18 protein-coding genes are annotated in these 17,373 nt (G+C 68.6%); 16 read left to right on the top strand and 2 right to left on the bottom strand.

The window, feature by feature from the left end; genetic code table 11:
• Positions 1 to 10 precede the first annotated feature (10 nt).
• The 16 genes from fmt to secG all read left to right on the top strand — a co-directional run bounded on the left by fmt (position 11) and on the right by secG (position 15,757).
• Entirely contained in the window at positions 11 to 940 is a 930-nt protein-coding gene (fmt, locus tag O5O53_RS05595) for a methionyl-tRNA formyltransferase (protein ID WP_269509733.1), read from the top strand.
• The gene (locus O5O53_RS05600; protein WP_269509736.1) at positions 937 to 2,415 is read left to right on the top strand and encodes an RsmB/NOP family class I SAM-dependent RNA methyltransferase; all 1,479 of its coding nucleotides are present in this window, start codon (positions 937 to 939) and stop codon (positions 2,413 to 2,415) included. The genes fmt and O5O53_RS05600 overlap by 4 nt, the downstream gene beginning before the upstream one ends.
• Before the next feature lie 5 nt (positions 2,416 to 2,420).
• Positions 2,421 to 3,083 (top strand): ribulose-phosphate 3-epimerase, encoded by a 663-nt coding sequence (gene rpe, locus O5O53_RS05605; RefSeq protein WP_269509739.1) that lies wholly within the window; start codon positions 2,421 to 2,423, stop codon positions 3,081 to 3,083.
• The gene (gene ribD / locus O5O53_RS05610) at positions 3,080 to 4,078 is read left to right on the top strand and encodes a bifunctional diaminohydroxyphosphoribosylaminopyrimidine deaminase/5-amino-6-(5-phosphoribosylamino)uracil reductase RibD (protein ID WP_269509742.1); all 999 of its coding nucleotides are present in this window, start codon (positions 3,080 to 3,082) and stop codon (positions 4,076 to 4,078) included. Before rpe ends, ribD begins: the two co-directional genes overlap by 4 nt.
• Positions 4,059 to 4,646 carry a riboflavin synthase gene (locus tag O5O53_RS05615; RefSeq protein ID WP_269509745.1) on the top strand — a complete coding sequence of 196 codons (588 nt, stop codon included), beginning with the start codon at positions 4,059 to 4,061 and terminating at the stop codon, positions 4,644 to 4,646. Before ribD ends, O5O53_RS05615 begins: the two co-directional genes overlap by 20 nt.
• A gap of 11 nt (positions 4,647 to 4,657) precedes the next feature.
• Complete coding sequence (locus O5O53_RS05620) at positions 4,658 to 5,923, top strand: bifunctional 3,4-dihydroxy-2-butanone-4-phosphate synthase/GTP cyclohydrolase II (protein ID WP_269509748.1); 1,266 nt, start codon at positions 4,658 to 4,660, stop codon at positions 5,921 to 5,923.
• 22 nt (positions 5,924 to 5,945) lie between these two features.
• Entirely contained in the window at positions 5,946 to 6,431 is a 486-nt protein-coding gene (ribH, locus tag O5O53_RS05625; RefSeq protein ID WP_181888482.1) for a 6,7-dimethyl-8-ribityllumazine synthase, read from the top strand.
• A 77-nt stretch (positions 6,432 to 6,508) separates the two neighbouring features.
• Positions 6,509 to 7,051 (top strand): PH domain-containing protein, encoded by a 543-nt coding sequence (locus O5O53_RS05630; RefSeq protein ID WP_269509752.1) that lies wholly within the window; start codon positions 6,509 to 6,511, stop codon positions 7,049 to 7,051.
• Positions 7,052 to 7,054: 3 nt separating this feature from the next.
• Positions 7,055 to 9,115, top strand: a complete 2,061-nt coding sequence (uvrC, locus tag O5O53_RS05635) for an excinuclease ABC subunit UvrC (RefSeq protein WP_269509755.1) — start codon at positions 7,055 to 7,057, stop codon at positions 9,113 to 9,115.
• A gap of 54 nt (positions 9,116 to 9,169) precedes the next feature.
• Positions 9,170 to 10,081: an RNase adapter RapZ gene (gene rapZ / locus O5O53_RS05640; protein ID WP_269509758.1), complete on the top strand. Its 912-nt coding sequence runs from the start codon at positions 9,170 to 9,172 to the stop codon at positions 10,079 to 10,081.
• Between the two features lie 34 nt (positions 10,082 to 10,115).
• On the top strand, positions 10,116 to 11,081 hold the full coding sequence (locus tag O5O53_RS05645) for a gluconeogenesis factor YvcK family protein (protein WP_181888479.1): 966 nt from the start codon (positions 10,116 to 10,118) through the stop codon (positions 11,079 to 11,081).
• Positions 11,082 to 11,131: 50 nt separating this feature from the next.
• Positions 11,132 to 12,100, top strand: a complete 969-nt coding sequence (whiA, locus tag O5O53_RS05650) for a DNA-binding protein WhiA (protein WP_269509761.1) — start codon at positions 11,132 to 11,134, stop codon at positions 12,098 to 12,100.
• 238 nt (positions 12,101 to 12,338) lie between these two features.
• Complete coding sequence (gene gap / locus O5O53_RS05655) at positions 12,339 to 13,349, top strand: type I glyceraldehyde-3-phosphate dehydrogenase (RefSeq protein WP_269509764.1); 1,011 nt, start codon at positions 12,339 to 12,341, stop codon at positions 13,347 to 13,349.
• Between the two features lie 90 nt (positions 13,350 to 13,439).
• The gene (locus tag O5O53_RS05660) at positions 13,440 to 14,651 is read left to right on the top strand and encodes a phosphoglycerate kinase (protein ID WP_269509767.1); all 1,212 of its coding nucleotides are present in this window, start codon (positions 13,440 to 13,442) and stop codon (positions 14,649 to 14,651) included.
• 14 nt (positions 14,652 to 14,665) lie between these two features.
• A complete protein-coding gene (gene tpiA, locus O5O53_RS05665; RefSeq protein WP_269509770.1) occupies positions 14,666 to 15,439 on the top strand; it encodes a triose-phosphate isomerase in 774 nt (257 codons plus the stop codon).
• 81 nt (positions 15,440 to 15,520) lie between these two features.
• Positions 15,521 to 15,757, top strand: coding sequence for a preprotein translocase subunit SecG (secG, locus tag O5O53_RS05670; protein WP_070473991.1), 237 nt, complete (start codon positions 15,521 to 15,523; stop codon positions 15,755 to 15,757).
• 12 nt (positions 15,758 to 15,769) lie between these two features.
• Here the strand turns inward: secG and pgl are convergent, their stop codons facing one another.
• A complete protein-coding gene (gene pgl, locus O5O53_RS05675) occupies positions 15,770 to 16,453 on the bottom strand; it encodes a 6-phosphogluconolactonase (RefSeq protein WP_269509775.1) in 684 nt (227 codons plus the stop codon).
• Positions 16,443 to 17,372, bottom strand: coding sequence for a glucose-6-phosphate dehydrogenase assembly protein OpcA (locus tag O5O53_RS05680; protein ID WP_269509778.1), 930 nt, complete (start codon positions 17,370 to 17,372; stop codon positions 16,443 to 16,445). Before O5O53_RS05680 ends, pgl begins: the two co-directional genes overlap by 11 nt.
• Position 17,373: the final 1 nt, after the last annotated feature.

Raw genomic sequence — 17,373 nt, forward strand, 5'->3', positions numbered from 1 at the left:
GAACGTTTGTATGCGACTCGTATTCGCCGGCACACCCGAACCCGCCGCTGCGGCGCTCGAGCGGCTCATCGCGTCCGACCACGAGGTCGTCGCGGTGCTCACCCGCCCCGACGCGCGCCGCGGCCGTGGGCGCACGCTGCACCCGTCGCCAGTCAAGGCGCTCGCTCTCGAGCACGGCATTGAGGTGCTCACCCCGGAGAGTCTCACGCGCGACGACGCCATCCGGGACCAACTGAAGGAGCTGGCCCCCGACGCGATCCCGGTGGTGGCCTACGGCAACCTCATCCCGGCGGACATGCTGGACATCCCCGCACACGGCTGGGTGAACCTGCACTTCTCGCTGCTGCCTAAGTGGCGCGGGGCGGCGCCGGTGCAGGCGGCGATCGCGGCCGGTGACGCGGTCACCGGAGCCACCACCTTCCGCATCGACGAGGGCCTGGACACCGGTGACATCTTGGACACGCTGGAAACCGTCATCGGCGAGGCAGAAACCAGCGGCGAGCTGCTGGAGCGCCTCGCCTACGCGGGTGCGGACCTGCTGGTTGAGACCATGGGTGCGCTCGAGGCCGGTACCGCTGCACCGACGCCGCAGCCGGAAGAGGGCACCTACGCCCACAAGATCGCCCCGGCGGACGCCCGGGTGGACTGGACGCAGCCGGCCGCCGTGATCGACCGCGGCATCCGCGCCCACACCCCGGCGCCTGGCGCGTGGACGATGCGCGGGGAGGACCGCTTCAAGCTCGGCCCAGTCACCCCGACCGGGGAGGGCGCGCTCGCCCCGGGTGAGGCGGCGTTTGGCAAGAACGAGGTGCTCGTGGGCACCGCCGACGGGGACGTGCGCCTGGGCACGATCCAGCCGCCGGGCAAGAAGATGATGAACGCGGCGGACTGGGCCCGCGGACTCAACCCTGAGGCGAGAGAAGGAGTGGTGTTCGAGTGAGCGGAGGGTTCAGGTCGCGCTCCGCGGGGCGTCGAGAGGACACACCCGCACGCAACCGGCAGCAAGCCGGCAATGCAAAGCAGCAGCCCCGCAAGCAGGGCGGCGGGCGCCAGCGCTACACGGTGAAGGGCCGTCCGGCCAGCATCGGTGACCCGGCGCGCGAGGCGGCCTTCGAGGTGGTGCTGCGCGTCGCCCGCGACGGCGCGTTTGCCAACCTCACCCTGCCCGGCATCCTGCGCGAGCGGAAGATCACCGGACGCGACGCCGCCTTTGCCACCGAGGTGGCCTACGGCACGCTGCGCAGCCTCGGGGTGCTCGACGCGGTGATCGCGAAAAACTCATCGCGCGAGCTCGACCGCATCGCGCCCGAGGTGCTCGCAGCGCTTCGCCTGGGTGCCTACCAGCTGCTCTACACCCGGGTGGGCGACCACGCCGCGGTGGACACCTCGGTGCGGCTGGTCGAGGCCGCGGGCCACGAGAAGGCGAAGGGTTTCGCCAACGGCGTGCTGCGCTCGATCGGCCGCACCCCCACCGACGAGTGGCTGCGCACCCTCGCCCCGGACAGCGAGCTGGGCGCGCTGGCGTTCACCCACGCCCACCCGGAGTGGATCGCGCGGTCTTTCGCGGAGGCGCTCGGTAGCAAGCGCGGCGAGCTCGAAGCCGCGCTGGAGGCTGATTCTGCCCGTCCGGTCGTGCACCTGGTGGCACGGCCCGGAGAGATCTCCGCGGAGGAGCTTGCGCTGTCCACCGGCGGCGAGCAGGGCAAGTACTCGCCATACGCGGTGTACCTGCCGGAGGGGGATCCGGGCCAGCTCGAGCCGGTGCGCGAGGGGCTTGCTGCGGTGCAGGACGAGGGCTCGCAGATCATCGCCCGCGCCGTCACCGAGGTCCCCGTCGAGCAGGATCAAGGCCGTTGGCTTGACCTTTGTGCGGGCCCGGGTGGCAAGGCCGCGCTCATCGGGGCGATCGCGGCTATCGACGCCGCCGCGGTCGACGCCGTCGAAGTCAGCCCGCACCGCGCGGAGCTGATCACCAAGACAGTGCGCGGCCTGCCGGTGACCGTCCACACCGCGGACGGGCGCGACCCGAAGCTCGAGCCCGGCTACGACCGCATCCTCGTCGACGCGCCCTGCTCCGGTCTCGGCGCGCTCCGGCGGCGCCCGGAGGCGCGCTGGACGAAGTCCGAGGGCGACATCGCGGAGCTGAACCAGCTCCAGGAGGAGCTGCTCCAATCCGCCGTGAACCTGGCCAAGCCGGGCGGGGTGGTGGTCTACTCCACGTGCTCGCCGGATGTGCGGGAGACCCGGAGGATCGTCGAGAAGCAATTGGCGAAAGGCGATGTGGATGAGCTCGACGCTCGCGAGTGGGCCGCCGGCATGGAGGACGTGGGCGAGGGGCCGAGCGTGCAGATGTGGCCGCACCGCCACGGCACCGACGCAATGTTCTTCGCGGTGCTGCGCAAAAAGCTAGGGTAGGGCCCATGATTCAGATCGCCCCATCAATTCTGGCCGCGAACTACGCCGCCCTCGGCGAGGACGTGCGCAAGGTTCCCAACGCGGACCTGATTCACGTGGACATCATGGACGGCCACTTCGTGCCCAACCTCTCTTTCGGGCCGGACGTGACCAAGGCGGTCAACGGGGTGACCGACCAGTTCCTGGACATGCACCTGATGATCGAGGAGCCGGAGCGCTGGTTCGAAACCTACGTCCAAGCTGGCGGCGACCGGCTGGTGTTCCACGTTGAGGCCACCGGCGACCACGTCGCGGCCGCGAAGCAGTGCCGCGAGCTGGGCGTGCAGTCCGGTTTTGCCATCAAGCCCGGCACCGCGATTGAGCCGTACCTGGACGATCTGGAGCACTTTGACCAGGTCATGGTCATGAGCGTGGAGCCGGGTTTTGGCGGCCAGAAGTTCATGCCGGAGGTCTTAAGCAAGGTCATGGTGCTGCGCGACCGCATCGCGGAGGCCGGCCTGGACACCATCATCGGCATCGACGGCGGCATCGCAAATGCCACCATCGCGCAGGCTGCGGAGGCCGGCGTGGACGCGTTCGTGGCCGGCTCCGCGGTCTTCGGCGCCGACAACCCGGGCGAGGCGGTGGAGCGCCTGCGCGAGCTCGCCCGCGAGGCAGCGCGAGGGTGACGGACGCACTCGGCGGCGTATCCGCGGCGATCGAGGCGGGCGAATCCGTGCGCGGGACGACCTCGCCGAATCCCCCGGTGGGCTGCGCGCTTCTCGACGCCTCCGGTGCGCTCATCGCCACCGGCGCGACCTCGCCCGCAGGCGGGCCACACGCGGAAATCAACGCTCTGCGAGACGCGGGCGAGCGCGCCCGGGGCGCGACCGCCGTGGTGACCCTGGAGCCTTGCAACCACACCGGACGCACCGGCCCCTGCTCGCAGGCATTGGTGGAGGCAGGGATCGCACGCGTGGTGTACTTCACCGCCGACCCGAACGACGCGGCCGCCGGCGGGGCCGAGTACCTGCGCTCCCACGGCGTCGAGGTGGACTTCCAGCCGGTCCGGATCGCGGCGTTGCAGCCGTGGCTGCGCTCGGTGCGCCACAACCGCCCGAGCGTGACGCTGAAGTTCGCCTCCACGCTCGACGGCTTCACTGCCGCGGCGGACGGCACGAGCAAGTGGATCACCGGCGATGAAGCCCGCGAGCTGACGCACGAGGACCGCGCGAAGCTCGACGCGATCATCGTCGGCACCGGCACCGCGATCGCGGACGACCCGTTGCTGACCGCGCGCTTCCCGGACGGCACGCTGCGCGGGCACCAGCCGCGCCGCGTGGTCGTCGGCACGCGCGAGGTGCCCGAGGGCAACCTCACGCGCTTGGGCTTCGAGCAGTACGCCACGCCGCAGGAGGCACTCACCGCACTGTGGAACACGGGCGCGCGCGACGTGCTGGTCGAAGGCGGCGCGACGCTCGCCGCGAGCTTTCTCGAGCAGGACCTGGTCGACGCGGTGCAGGCCTACATCGCGCCCGCGCTTCTCGGCGCCGGCCGCGGGGTGCTCGACCGCGCGATCGCCGGCACCATCGCCGACGCCCGCCGTTTCCGCACCACCCTCGTGCAGCCGGTGGGAGGCGACGTGTTCATAGAAATGGAGAGAGATGTTTACGGGACTCGTTGAAGAAATCGGTGTGGTGGAGGAGCTGAGGCTGCTTGACGACGCCGTCCGGATCGCCGTGCGCGCCCCCAAGGTCACCGAGGATGCCGCCCCCGGCGACTCGATCGCCGTGGACGGGGTGTGCCTGACGGTGGTGGACAACGCGAACGGCACCTTCACCGCGGACGTGATGCGCGAAACGCTGGACCGCTCGCGCCTCGGCACCTACGAAGCCGGCTCCGAGGTGAACCTCGAGCGGGCGCTCGCCGCGGGCCAGCGCATGGGCGGCCACATCGTCCAGGGTCACGTCGACGGTGTGGCCGAGGTGGTCTCACGCGCTCCGTCCGAGCACTGGGAGGTCGTGCGCTTCACGCTGCCGCGGCATCTGGACCGCTACGTGGTGGAGAAAGGCTCGATTGCGGTCAACGGCACGTCGTTGACCGTTTCAGCTGTGGGCGAGGGCTACTTCGAGGTCTCGCTGATCCCCACCACGCTGCGCGAGACCACCGCCGGCGCGCTCGCACCCGGCGACCCGGTGAACCTCGAGGTGGACATCGTGGCCAAATACGTTGAGAAGATGGTGCAGGGATAGGCTTGGACGGTATGACTTCCCCTAACTCCTTGAATACGGTCGAGGAGGCTATCGCCGCCATTCGCGCTGGCAAGGCCGTTGTTGTGGTGGACAGTGAGGACCGCGAGAACGAGGGCGACCTCATCTTCGCCGCCGAGGACGCCACCCCGGAGCTCGTCGCGTTCATGGTGCGCCACACCTCCGGCTACATCTGCGTGTCCATGACGGACGAGCGCGCCACCGCACTCGAGCTGCCGCCGATGGTGGCCAACAACCAGGACCTGCACGGCACCGCCTACGCCGTCACCGTGGATGCGGCCACCGGCACCACCGGCATCTCCGCCCGCTCGCGCGCGACGACGATTGCCTTGCTTGCCGATGGCTCCGCCACCGCCGCATCGTTTACCCGCCCCGGCCACGTGGTGCCCCTGCGCGCCAAGGCCGGCGGCGTGCTGGAACGCCCCGGCCACACGGAGGCGGCCGTGGACCTGGCGCGGCTGGCGGGCAAGACCCCGGTGGGCGCGCTGTGCGAGATCGTCTCCGAGGACGACCCCGCCGACATGGCGCGTTTCGACGAGCTGCTCCGCTTCGCCAACACGCACGGGCTGCCCATGATCTCCATCGAGCAGCTGGCGCAGTATCGCCGCCATCACGAACGCACCGTCGAGCGCGTCACCACGGCGAAGCTTCCCACCGAGTTCGGCGAGTTCACCGCCGTGGGCTACCGCGACACTGTTTCCGGGGTGGAGCACGTGGCGTTGGTTGCCGGAGGCGTCGAGAAGCTGCGGGAAGCAACAGATGTGCTGGTGCGGGTGCACTCCGAATGCCTCACCGGCGACGTGTTCGGCTCCACGCGCTGCGACTGCGGCCCGCAGCTGCGCGAATCGATGCGGCGCATCCAAGAAGCCGGGCGCGGCGTGGTGGTCTACCTGCGCGGGCACGAGGGCCGCGGCATCGGGCTGATGGCCAAGCTGCAGGCCTACCGGCTGCAGGACGCGGGCCTGGACACCGTGGACGCGAACCTGGAGCAGGGCCTGCCGGCGGACGCGCGGGAGTACTCCGCGGCCGGGCAGATCCTGGCGGATCTGGGGGTGGGCACCTTCGAGCTGCTCACCAACAACCCGGACAAGTCCGACGCGCTGGCGGGTTACGGCCCTGCGGTGGCGCGCCGCAGTAGGATCGAGATCGTTCCCACACACGACAACATCAAGTACCTGCGCACCAAGCGCGACCGGATGGGCCACGACCTGCCTGGTGTGGCCGAATGGCTCCACGCCCATCCGGGGTACGCAACCTAGAAGGACCCAAAAGGAGCTGCAAGTGGCATCGAGCGGAGCACCCGAGGACTATTCCATACAGGCGGAGGGCATGACCATCGCCGTGGTTTACACCCGGTGGAACGACAAGATCGTTGACCTGCTGCGCGCCGGCGCGCGGGACGAGGCCCGGGAGCTCGGCGTGAAGGTGGAGGAGTACGCCGTCGCCGGCGCCCTCGAGCTGCCGGTGGTGGTCCAGGCGTGCGCCAAGCGTTACGACGCCGTGGTGGCCCTCGGCTGCGTCATCCGCGGCGAAACCGCCCACTTCCAGTACGTGTGCGACTCCGTGACCGCAGGGCTGACCCGCGTGGCGCTGGACGAGCAGACCCCGGTGGGCAATGGCGTGCTCACCGTCGACGACGAAGACCAGGCCTACGAGCGCGCCGGTGGCGAGGACGCCAAGGAAGACAAGGGCGCCGAAGCCATGCGCGCCGCCGCCGGTACAGCCGCGGAGCTGCGCAAAGTTCGCGCTCTGCCGTTGAAGGGCTAAGGTAGCCCGGAGGGCGTGGGGCGGCCTTTGGGACGCTGCCACGCAACATGCTCGAGCGCTTGTAAGGAGTAACGGCAGTGGCTGAACAGGCTGAACAGCACAACCCCACGGGACTTTCGGACCGGGACGAGATTGCCTACCTCAACGCGCTCGACCCGCACGCCACCACCACCACGAAACCGTGGGAGCTGGAGCTGTCTTCGAAGTTTCTGCGCAAGGTCGCCGTCGGCTGGATCGTTGTGGTCATGGCGGTGCACGTGTTCATGTCCTGGGCCGTGGACGCCGAGTTCACCGGCGTGTCCATCACCAGCCTGGACAAGTTCGCCTTCATCGGCGTCGGCCTGATCATCTCCGTGCTGTCCTGGATCGCGCTGACCCGACCGCGGGTGCGCGCGAACGAGGACGGCGTGCAGGTGCGCAACATCATCGGCACCCGCTATTACCCGTGGGCCGTGATCTACGGTCTGAGCTTCCCCAAAGGCTCGCGCATGGCGCGCCTTGAGTTGCCGGAATTCGAGTACGTGCCCCTGTGGGCTATTCAGTCCGGCGACAACGAGCACGCACTGAAGGCCGTGGATGACTTCCGCGCGCTCGAAGCCAAGTACATGCCGCAGGACTAAGCGTTGGCGGACCCGCAAAGCTACCGCCCAGCGCCGGGCACCATCCCGACCGACCCCGGGGTGTACAAGTTCCGCGACCGCGACGGCCGCGTCATTTACGTGGGCAAGGCGAAAAGCCTGCGCGCGCGCCTGAACAACTACTTCCAGCCGCCGCACACGCTGCACCCGCGCACCCGCCAGATGGTCTACACCGGCGCGTCCGTGGAATGGACTGTGGTGGCCTCCGAGGTGGAGGCGCTGCAGCTGGAGTACACGTGGATCAAGCGCTTCGACCCGTGGTTCAACGTCATGTACCGCGACGACAAGACCTACCCCATGCTCACGGTGAGCGTGAAGGAGCGCTATCCGCGCGCGTTCTTCTACCGCGGCCCGAAGCGCAAGGGGGTGCGCTACTTCGGGCCGTACTCCCATGCGTGGGCGGTGCGCGAAACACTGGACCTGCTCACGCGCGTGTTTCCGATCCGGACCTGCTCGAACGGTGTGTTCAACCGTCACGAGTCGCTGGGGCGGCCGTGCCTGCTCGGTTACATCGACAAGTGCGCCGCCCCGTGCGTGGGGCGCGTGGACGAGGCCGAGTACGACGAGATCGTGCAGGGCTTCTTGGGCTTCATGTCGGGGCGCACCGACCAGCTCGTGCGCGGCATCACCGCGCAGATGCAGGAAGCCTCCGAGAACCTGGAGTTTGAGAAGGCCGCCAGGCTTCGCGACGACCTCGGCGCCGTGAACAAGGTCATGGAACGCCAGACGGTGGTCTTGGGGCAAGACACCGACGCCGACGTCATCGCTTTCGACACCGACGAGCTCGAAGCGGCGGTGCAGATCTTCAACGTGCGCGACGGGCGCATCCGGGCCCAGCGCGGCTGGGTGGTGGAAAAGACCGGCGATGAGCCCGGCGCCGCCGAGCGGCTGGAAGAGGGGCAGAAGGACCCGACCCTGCCGACGCTGATGCAGAACTTCCTTGTGCAGTACTACTCCGACGCGGTGGAGCGGGTCCGCCAGGAGCAGGAGGAAGACCGCACGATCGAGGCGCAGAAGGTGCGCCGCCGCGGCGTGGACCAGGAATCCCGCGCCAAGGCGGAGGCGCCGATGCCGGTGCCGCGCGAAATCCTCGTGGAGACGCTGCCGACGGAACTGCCGGAGGTCACCGAGCTGCTCGCGGAGCTGCGCGGCGGCCCGGTGGAGATCCGCGTGCCGCAGCGCGGCGACAAGCGCGCGCTGATGGAAACGGTGCACAAGAACGCCTCGGAGGCGCTGCACCAGCACAAGCTCAAGCGCGTCGGCGACCTGACCGCCCGTTCCCAGGCGCTGCAGGACATCCAGGACGCCCTCGGGATGGACGAGGCGCCGCTGCGCATCGAGTGCACCGATATTTCCCACATCCAGGGCACCGACGTGGTGGCGTCGCTGGTGGTGTTCGAGGACGGTTTGCCCAAGAAGAACGACTACCGCCGCTACCGCATCAAGGAGGCCGCCGGCGATGGCCGCTCCGACGACGTCGGCTCCATCGCCGAGGTGACCCGGCGCCGCTTCAAGCGCTACAACGAGGACAAGCTGGCTAACCCGGACGAGGTCGCAGAGGAGCAGACCTTCGAGGACGAAGCGGACGAGTCCACCGGGGCGAAGCGGTTCGCCTACCCGCCGCAGCTGTTCATCGTCGACGGCGGCAAGCCCCAGGTCAACGCCGCGCAGGCGGTGTTCGACGAGCTGGGCATCGTGGACGTGCAGCTCATCGGCCTGGCGAAGCGCCTCGAGGAGGTGTGGGTGCCGGATGACGACGAGCCGATCATCCTGCCCCGCAACTCCGAGGGCATGTACCTGCTGCAGCAGATCCGCGACGAGGCGCACCGCTTCGCGATTACCTACCACCGCCAGCAACGCTCCAAGCGGATGCGCGCCTCCGCGCTGGACGCGGTGCCGGGGCTCGGGCCTGCCCGCCGCACGGACCTGGTCAAGCACTTCGGCTCCGTGAAGAAGATCAAAGAGGCGTCGGTGGAGGAGATTCAGGAGGTCAAGGGCGTCGGCCCGAAGCTCGCAGAGACTATCTACCAGCACCTGCACCAGTAAAAGCTCGTTGCTAATCGACGGCGCTTCGCCACGTCCTTGTCTAGGATGATCCCTATGCCCCAAACATCCTCTGCACACGCATTGCCCCAGGAAGATTCCGCGACCCCGATGCGCCCTGTGATCATCACGGGCCTGTCGGGCGGCGGCCTGTCCACGGCAGCGAAGGTTTTTGAGGACAAGGGCTTTTTCGTCTCCCAGAACCTGCCGCCGCAGCTGATTCTGGAGCTGGTGGATCTGGCCGCCGCGGACGACTCCCCGGTGGAGCGCCTCGCGGTGGTCACCGATATCCGCGCGGCGAAGTTCAACGGCTCGCTGTTGGACACCATCGCGGGGATCCGGGACCGCGGCCACCAGCCATTCGTGCTGTTTTTGGAGGCGCGCGACGACGTGCTGATCCGGCGCTTCGACTCGGTGCGCCGCACCCACCCGCTGCAGGGCGACGGCACCCTGCAGTCCGGCATCGCGCACGAGCGCGAGGAGATGGAGGACCTGCGTGCCTCCGCGGACGTCATCATCGACACGTCCAACCTGTCGGTGCACGACCTGCGCCGCGCGGTGGAGGCCTCCGTCGGCGAGCTGCCGGTGGGCCGCCAGCACGTCACCATCGAATCCTTCGGGTTCAAGCACGGCTCGCCGCGCGACGCTGATATCGTGCTTGACGTTCGTTTCCTGCCAAACCCGTACTGGGTGGAGGAGCTCCGGGAGTTCCGCGGCGTGGACCAAGCGGTTTCCGACTATGTGCTGAACCAGGACGGTGCCCGCGAGTACGTGGACAACTTCGTCGACCTGCTCTCCAGCACCCTGGGCGGCTACCGCCACGAGGGCAAGGACTTCATCACGGTCGGCATCGGTTGCACGGGCGGGCACCACCGCTCGGTGGCGGTGGCGGAGGCCGTCGGAAAGCGTCTGCGCCAGCAGGGGCAGGTGGATGTCAACGTGATCCACCGCGATCTTGAGCGCCACTAGGCGAGTCGGTTAGGCCATCAGAAAGAAGGGACAATTGAGCCATACGTCGTTCACCTGCCTTGGGGGAGGGCACGGCTTGTACCAGACGCTTACCGCCGCGCGCGAAGCCGGCGCGTCCACGATCAACGCAGTGGTCACCGTGGCGGACGACGGTGGATCGTCCGGGCGCTTGCGCCGCGAGATGGAGATCGTCCCGCCCGGGGATCTGCGCATGGCGCTGGCGGCCCTGACAGCCGAAGGGGAGGAGGGCGCGCAGTGGCGAGAGACCCTGCAGCACCGCTTCGGCGGGCACGGCGCGATGGCCGGCCACGCGCTGGGCAACCTGTTGATCACCGGGCTGGCCGAGCGCCTGGGCGACACCCAGGCCGCCCTGGATCAGGTGGCCGCCTGGACCGGATCCGCCGGCCGCGTCATCCCGGTGTGCCCGCAGCCGTTGGACATCGAAGCGGACGTGGCGGGCTTGGACGACGACCCGCGCGTGCTGCGCTCCGTGCGCGGCCAGGTGGCGGTGGCCACCACCCCCGGGGCGGTGCGGCGTGTGCGCCTGACCCCGGCGCAGCCAGCCGCGAGCGAGGCGGCGGTGCAGGCGATCATGGACGCGGACATGGTGACCATCGGGCCCGGCTCCTGGTTCTCCTCGGTGATCCCGCACATCCTCGTGCCCGACATCGCCCAGGCGCTCAACGAGACGTCGGCGACCGTCGCGGTGATCCTGAACCTTTCGCCGGAGGCGGGGGAGACCCACGGGTTCACCACCGAACGCCACATCCACGTGTTCTCCCAGCACGCCCCGCAGCTGCACGTGGACTACTTCCTCGCCGATGAGCGCACCGCCACCTCCGACGGCGAGCGCGACAACATCGCCCGCGCCGCCGCTCGTTTGGACGCAGAGGTCGCCTTCGCCCCGCTGCGCGAGGTGGACGCCGTGGGCGCACCGCTGAACCGCCACGACCCGAAGCAATTGGCATCTGCCCTCAAGGCGCTGCGCCCGGCACGATAGAATGCTGGGCGGTTCCAAGCTGCAACACACGTAAACGAGGGGAGGCGCCGGTGGCGCTCACGGCCAAGGTCAAGGACGAACTCCTGCGCGCCACCGGCGGCGGGCTGGAGGCGCGCGCCGCGGAAGCGGCCGCGCTGATCCGGTTCGGCGGGGAGATCCAGCCGGCGGAGGGCGGGGTGGCCATCGTCGCAGATTTTGAGGAAGAAGCGGTCGCGCGGCGCTTAGCCAGCACGGTGGCCGATTTGTGCGCGGTGGAGGCGAGTGTGGAGCTACTTGCGCCGTCTTCAGGCAACCGCGAGTCGCGGTACGAGGTGCGCGTCGGTGACGGCGCGGCGGACGTCATCCGCCGCTTGAAGCTCGTCACCGCGTCCGGCCACCCGGTCGTGGGGATGCCGCGGCAGGTCATTTCCGGCGACATGGCCGGGGTCGAGGCCGCGTGGCGCGGGGCCTTTCTCGCGCGCGGGCGACTGGCTGAACCGGGCCGGACCGCCACCCTCGAGGTCGCCTGCCCGGGCCAGGAAGCCGCGCTGGCACTGGTCGGGCTCGCCCGGCGCCTGGGCCTGGCGGCGAAGACCCGCGAGACCCGCGGCGTCGAGCGGGTGACCTTGCGCGACGGCGAGGCGATCGGCATCCTGCTCAGCCGCATGGGCGCGCCGGCAACCCGCATCGAATGGGACACGAAGCGCGAATCCCGCGCAGTCAAGGCGAAGGCGAACAGCAGGCTCGCCACGTTCGACGACGCGAACACCCGCCGCTCGGCGCAGGCGGCGGCCGCGGCGGCGGCCCGCGTGGAGCGCGCCATGGAGATCCTCGGCGACGACGTCCCGGAGCACCTGGCCGAAGCGGGCCTGCTGCGCGTTGAACACCGCCACGCGTCCTTGGAGGAGCTGGGCCGTTTAGCGGACCCGCAGATGACCAAGGACGCGGTGGCTGGACGCATCCGGCGCCTGCTCTCACTCGCAGACAAGCGCGCCTCGGAACTGGGTGTGGAGGACACGCACGGGAGCCCGACCACCTAAAACCTGCACGGGTGACATACTTCACAGTGGGTGCTGCGCGGCCGGAGCCGGGGGTGGAAGCGGCGGAAATGGCTCCCCCTGAGGCGTGGAAACGGGCATAAACCAACATCCGGGGCGGGTGGCAATTGCTGTTGCTACCCCTGGTTTCGTCGATAGGCAAAACGTTATCTGCAGGTAGGGGACCTGCTCATTACACTCGGGGGTGACCGACAGACCACGAGCACGAGGAGTGTTGACTGTGACTACCCGCATTGGCATCAACGGTTTCGGCCGCATCGGCCGCGCAGCGCTGCGCATCATCGAGGACGAGTACAAGGGCGAGCTCGAAGTGGTGAAGATCAACGATCTCACCGACAACGAGACCCTGGCGCACCTGATGAAATACGACACAGCGTACGGCCAGTTCAACCACGACATTGAGCACGACGACGACTCCATCACCATCGACGGCCGCCGCATCGAGGTCTCCGCGGAGAAGGACCCGGCCAACCTCGCCTGGGGCGACTCCGACGTGGACATCGTGCTCGAGTGCACCGGCGTCTTCCGCAAGGGCCCGGACGCCAAGGCGCACATTGACGCTGGCGCGAAGAAGGTCATCATCTCCGCTCCAGGCAAGGAAGTCGACGGCACCTACGTCTGGGGCGTCAACCACGCCGACTACACCGGCTCCCAGGACGTCATCTCCGCCGCATCCTGCACCACCAACTCTCTCGCGCCGGTGGCGAAGGTGCTCGACGAGGCGTTCGGCATCGAGCGCGGCCTGATGACCACCGTGCACGCCTACACCGGCGACCAGCGCCTCCAGGACGCGCCGCACAAGGACCTGCGCCGCGCCCGCGCCGCCGCCCAGAACATCGTGCCCACCACCACCGGCGCAGCAAAGGCCGTTGCGCTGGTGCTGCCGAACCTGGAGGGCAAGCTCGACGGCTTCGCCATGCGCGTGCCCACCATCACCGGCTCCGCCACCGACCTCACCGTCACCCTGGGCAAGGAGGCCACGGTCGAGGAGGTCAACGCAGCGGTGAAGAAGGCCGCCGAGGACGCCGAGTTCGGCCGTGCGCTGCTCTACACCGAGGACCCGATCGTCTCCTCCGACATCATCGGCAACTCCCACGGCGCGATCTTCGACGCCGGCATGACCCGCGTGATTGACGGCAACATGGTCAAGATCATTTCGTGGTACGACAACGAGTGGTCCTACACCTCCCAGTACATCCGCCTGACCAAGTTCGTGGCGGACAAGCTCTAAGGAGCTTGATTTGCGGGTCTGCGGTGCTTCCGGCACGGCGGACCCGTTTTTCATACGATGGTGAGTGTTCACAGAAAAAAGGAGATACCTATGACCAAGAACTTGCAGCAGCTTCTCGACGAAGGCGTGGACGGCCGCCACGTCCTGGTCCGGTCCGACTTCAACGTCCCCCTGGACGACAACGGCAACATCACCGACGCCGGCCGCATCGACGCCTCCCTGCCCACCCTGAAGGCGCTGCTGGACGGCGGCGCGAAGGTGATCGTCATGGCGCACCTGGGCCGCCCGAAGGGCGAGGTCAACCCGAAGTTCTCCCTCGCGCCGGTGGCGGAGGCGCTGTCTGAGCGCCTGGGCCAGTTCGTCCCGCTCGCCGGCGACGTCTCCGGCGAGGACGCCCACGAGCGCGCCAACGGCCTGACCGAGGGCGAGATCCTGCTGCTTGAAAACGTCCGCTTCGACGCGCGCGAGACCTCCAAGGACGAGGCGGAGCGCACCGCTTTCGCCGAGGAACTCGCCGCGCTTGCGGCCGACAACGGCGCGTTCGTCTCCGACGGCTTCGGCGTTGTGCACCGTGCGCAGGCCTCCGTCTTCGACGTGGCGAAGAAGCTCCCGGCCTACGCCGGCTACCTCGTGGACAAGGAGGTGGAGACCCTGTCTTCTGTCAAGGACAACCCGCAGCACCCGTACGTGGTGGTGCTGGGCGGCTCCAAGGTCTCCGACAAGCTCGGCGTGATCGAGGCGCTGGCGGAGAAGGCCGACAAGATCATCATCGGCGGCGGCATGTGCTACACCTTCCTCGCCGCCCAGGGCCACAACGTGCAGAAGTCGCTGCTGCAGGAGGACATGGTGGACACCTGCAAGGAGCTCATTGAGCGCTTTGGCGACAAGCTGCTGCTGCCGGTCGATGTCGCCGCCGGCGCCGAGTTTGACAAGGACACCGAGAAGAAGGTCGTCGGCCTGGACGAGATCCCGGAGGGCTGGATGGGCCTGGACATCGGACCCGAAACCGCCAAGAACTACGCCGAGGCCATCAAGGACTCCAAGACCGTGTTCTGGAACGGTCCGATGGGCGTGTTCGAGTTCCCGAACTTCGCAGACGGCACCAAGGCCGTCGCCGAGGCCATGATCGCGGCGACAAAGGAGAACGGCTCCTTCACCGTGGTCGGCGGCGGCGACTCCGCGGCGTCGGTGCGCACCCTCGGCCTTGACGAGGGCGGCTTTTCCCATATCTCCACCGGCGGCGGCGCCTCCCTCGAGCTGATCGAGGGCAAGGAACTGCCGGGCGTATCTGTTCTGAATTAGGAGGTTTGCAACCCATGGCACGCACGCCACTTATCGCGGGCAACTGGAAGATGAACCACGACCACCTCGAGGCCATCCAGAGTGCCCAAAAGCTCGCCTTCGCGTTTCCGAAGGACGGCTACGAGTACGTCGATATCGCGCTGACGGTCCCGTTCACGGACCTGCGCTCCATCCAGACCCTAGTGGAGGGCGACAAGCTCAAGATCACCTACGGTGCCCAGGACGTCTCCGAGCACGACAACGGCGCCTACACCGGCGACATTTCCGCGTCCATGCTGGAGAAGCTGGGGTGCTCCTGGGTGGTCGTGGGCCACTCGGAGCGCCGCGAGTACCACGGAGAGACCAACGAGCAGGTCGCCGCGAAGGCCGCTAAGGCCATCGAGCACGGCATCGCACCGATTGTCTGCGTGGGCGAGCCGCTCGAGGTGCGCGAGGCGGGCGAGCACGTGGAATTCGTCGTGAAGCAGGCGCGCGAGTCGCTTGCTGGGGTGGACCTGTCCAAGGCCGTCATCGCCTACGAGCCGGTCTGGGCGATCGGCACCGGCAAGGTCGCCTCGGCCGAGGATGCGCAGGAGGTCTGCCACGGCATCCGCGAGCTCGTGCGCGAGCTTAGCGACGACTCCGTCGCCGACGCCATCCGCATCCTCTACGGCGGCTCCGTCAAGGCCGACACGGTGGCCGAGATCATCTCGCAGCCGGACGTGGACGGCGGCCTAGTCGGCGGCGCGTCCCTGGACGGGCAGGACTTTGCCAAGCTCGCCGCGGCGGCCGCGAACGCGGTGATGTAAGTCGCTGCTGGGTTCGTCTTTGCGGTGGTGTAAGCTCATCGGGAGTTTGCACCATCGCCCATTTTGAAAGGTGTCGCACACATGGCTTTAGCCCTTGAGATTGTGCTGGTGATCGCCGCGATCCTCATGACCGTCTTCGTCCTGCTCCACAAGGGTAAGGGTGGCGGCCTGTCCAGCCTGTTCGGCGGCGGCGTCCAGGCAAACCTGTCCGGCTCGACCACGGTGGAGAAGAACCTCGACCGCGTCACCGTGCTGTTGGCCCTGATCTGGATCCTCTGCATCATCGGCCTGAACCTGATTCAGACCTACGCGGTCTAAGCACGCGCGAAACTAGAACGGTCCTGTTGCGTCCTTCGTGGCGAACAGGACCGTTTCTTTACGCCCGATAGCGCCGGCGACCGGCCAGTCGTCGGCGGCTTCGGCCCCGTCGGAGGCGTGGCTCGCCGCCTCCGCCTTCTCCGCGCCGGAGACGAGCAGCCACACACGGTCGGCGGACTGCACCGCCGGCAGGGTCAGGGTGGCGCGCTCGGCGGGCGGCTTCGGCGAGTCCGTCACCGCCACCACCATCGCGTCGCGCTCGCGCACAGCGTCGGTGTGGGGGAACAGGGAGTTGATGTGGCCCTCGCCACCCATGCCCAACAGGTGCAGGTCGAAGCCGCCGTCACCGACGAGGCCACGGTAGCGTTCCACCGCGGCGTCCATCGGGCCGCCGTCGAGGCCGTAGCCGTGGATGTTCTCCTCCGGGATGTCCACCTTGGACAGCAGCGCCGCGCGGGCCTGCCCCTCGTTGGAGTCGGGGTGGTCAGCCGGCACGTTGCGCTCGTCGCCGAAGAAGACCTCCACGCGCGACCAGTCGATGTCCTCGTCGGCGAGGCGCTCCAGCAGGGCGATGCCGGCGGTGCCGCCGGTGAGCACCACGCGTGCGGTGCGGCCCTCCGCGTGGACATCGGACATGAGGGCGGTGAACCGGGAGGTCGCGGCGTCGAGAAGCGATGCAAGGTCGTTAAAGCTCATTGTGTACTCCTTGAAGTCCGCGCAGCGCGCGCTCGTAGGTGGTGTCCGGGCCGAGGTGGCGCAGGTCCTCGGCGAGGCTTTCGGCCTCGGTGCGCTCGCCCATGGCCACGAACGAATCGGCGTTGCCGGGCGCGGAGATGCGCACGGTGTGGCTGTCCTGGACCGCGACCTCCACGTCGCCGCCGTCGCAGTGCAGCACGAGGCGGGCGATGGGAAAGTCTCCGGCCGCATCGCCCTCGCAGCGGGTGACCTGCACGCCCAGGCTGGAGGCGAGCCAGCCCGCAGCCAGGTCCACGCTCGGGTCCCCGGCGGCGCCCGCGATCTCGGCGCTGTGGACCCGTGTGCCGGGGTGGCGGTCCAGGGCGGAGGCGACGATGCCGCGCCACGGGGTGATCCGCGACCACATCATGTCCGAATCGCCGTGCTTGTAGCCTTCAGTGAGATCACCGAGGGTCACCCCGTTTGTGCCGCGGCGCAGGTTCGTGATGCGGCGCTGCGCAATCCGGCCCAGCTGCGTGCCCGCCGGGTGCTTCGGGGCCTTCAGCGGCCAGCACGCCACCACGGGGGTGTCCGGCAGCAGCAGCGGGGTGACCACGGCGCCCATGTGGCCGGTCAGCTCGCCGTAGAGGCGCATGACCACGACCTCGGAGGCGCCGGCGTCGGTGGCCACCAGCACCTGCGCGTCGAGGCGGGTTTCGGCTTCCGGGTCGCCGGAGATGAGCACCAGCACGCGGGCTGGGTGCTCGAAGGAGGCGTCGCGCAGGGTGGCGAGTGTCTCGTCGATGCTGTCGTCGCGCGCGTCGTCGATGGCCACCAGCAGGGTGAGCACGCGCCCGGTGGCCAGTGAGTGGCGCTCCCGTGCGTGGGAGAGCTCGGCGGCGATGGCTTTGGTGGTGGTGTCCGGCAGTTCGGTGATCATG

Origin of the sequence: Corynebacterium faecium (assembly GCF_027257105.1) — a bacterium.
Classification (GTDB): domain Bacteria; phylum Actinomycetota; class Actinomycetes; order Mycobacteriales; family Mycobacteriaceae; genus Corynebacterium; species Corynebacterium lehmanniae.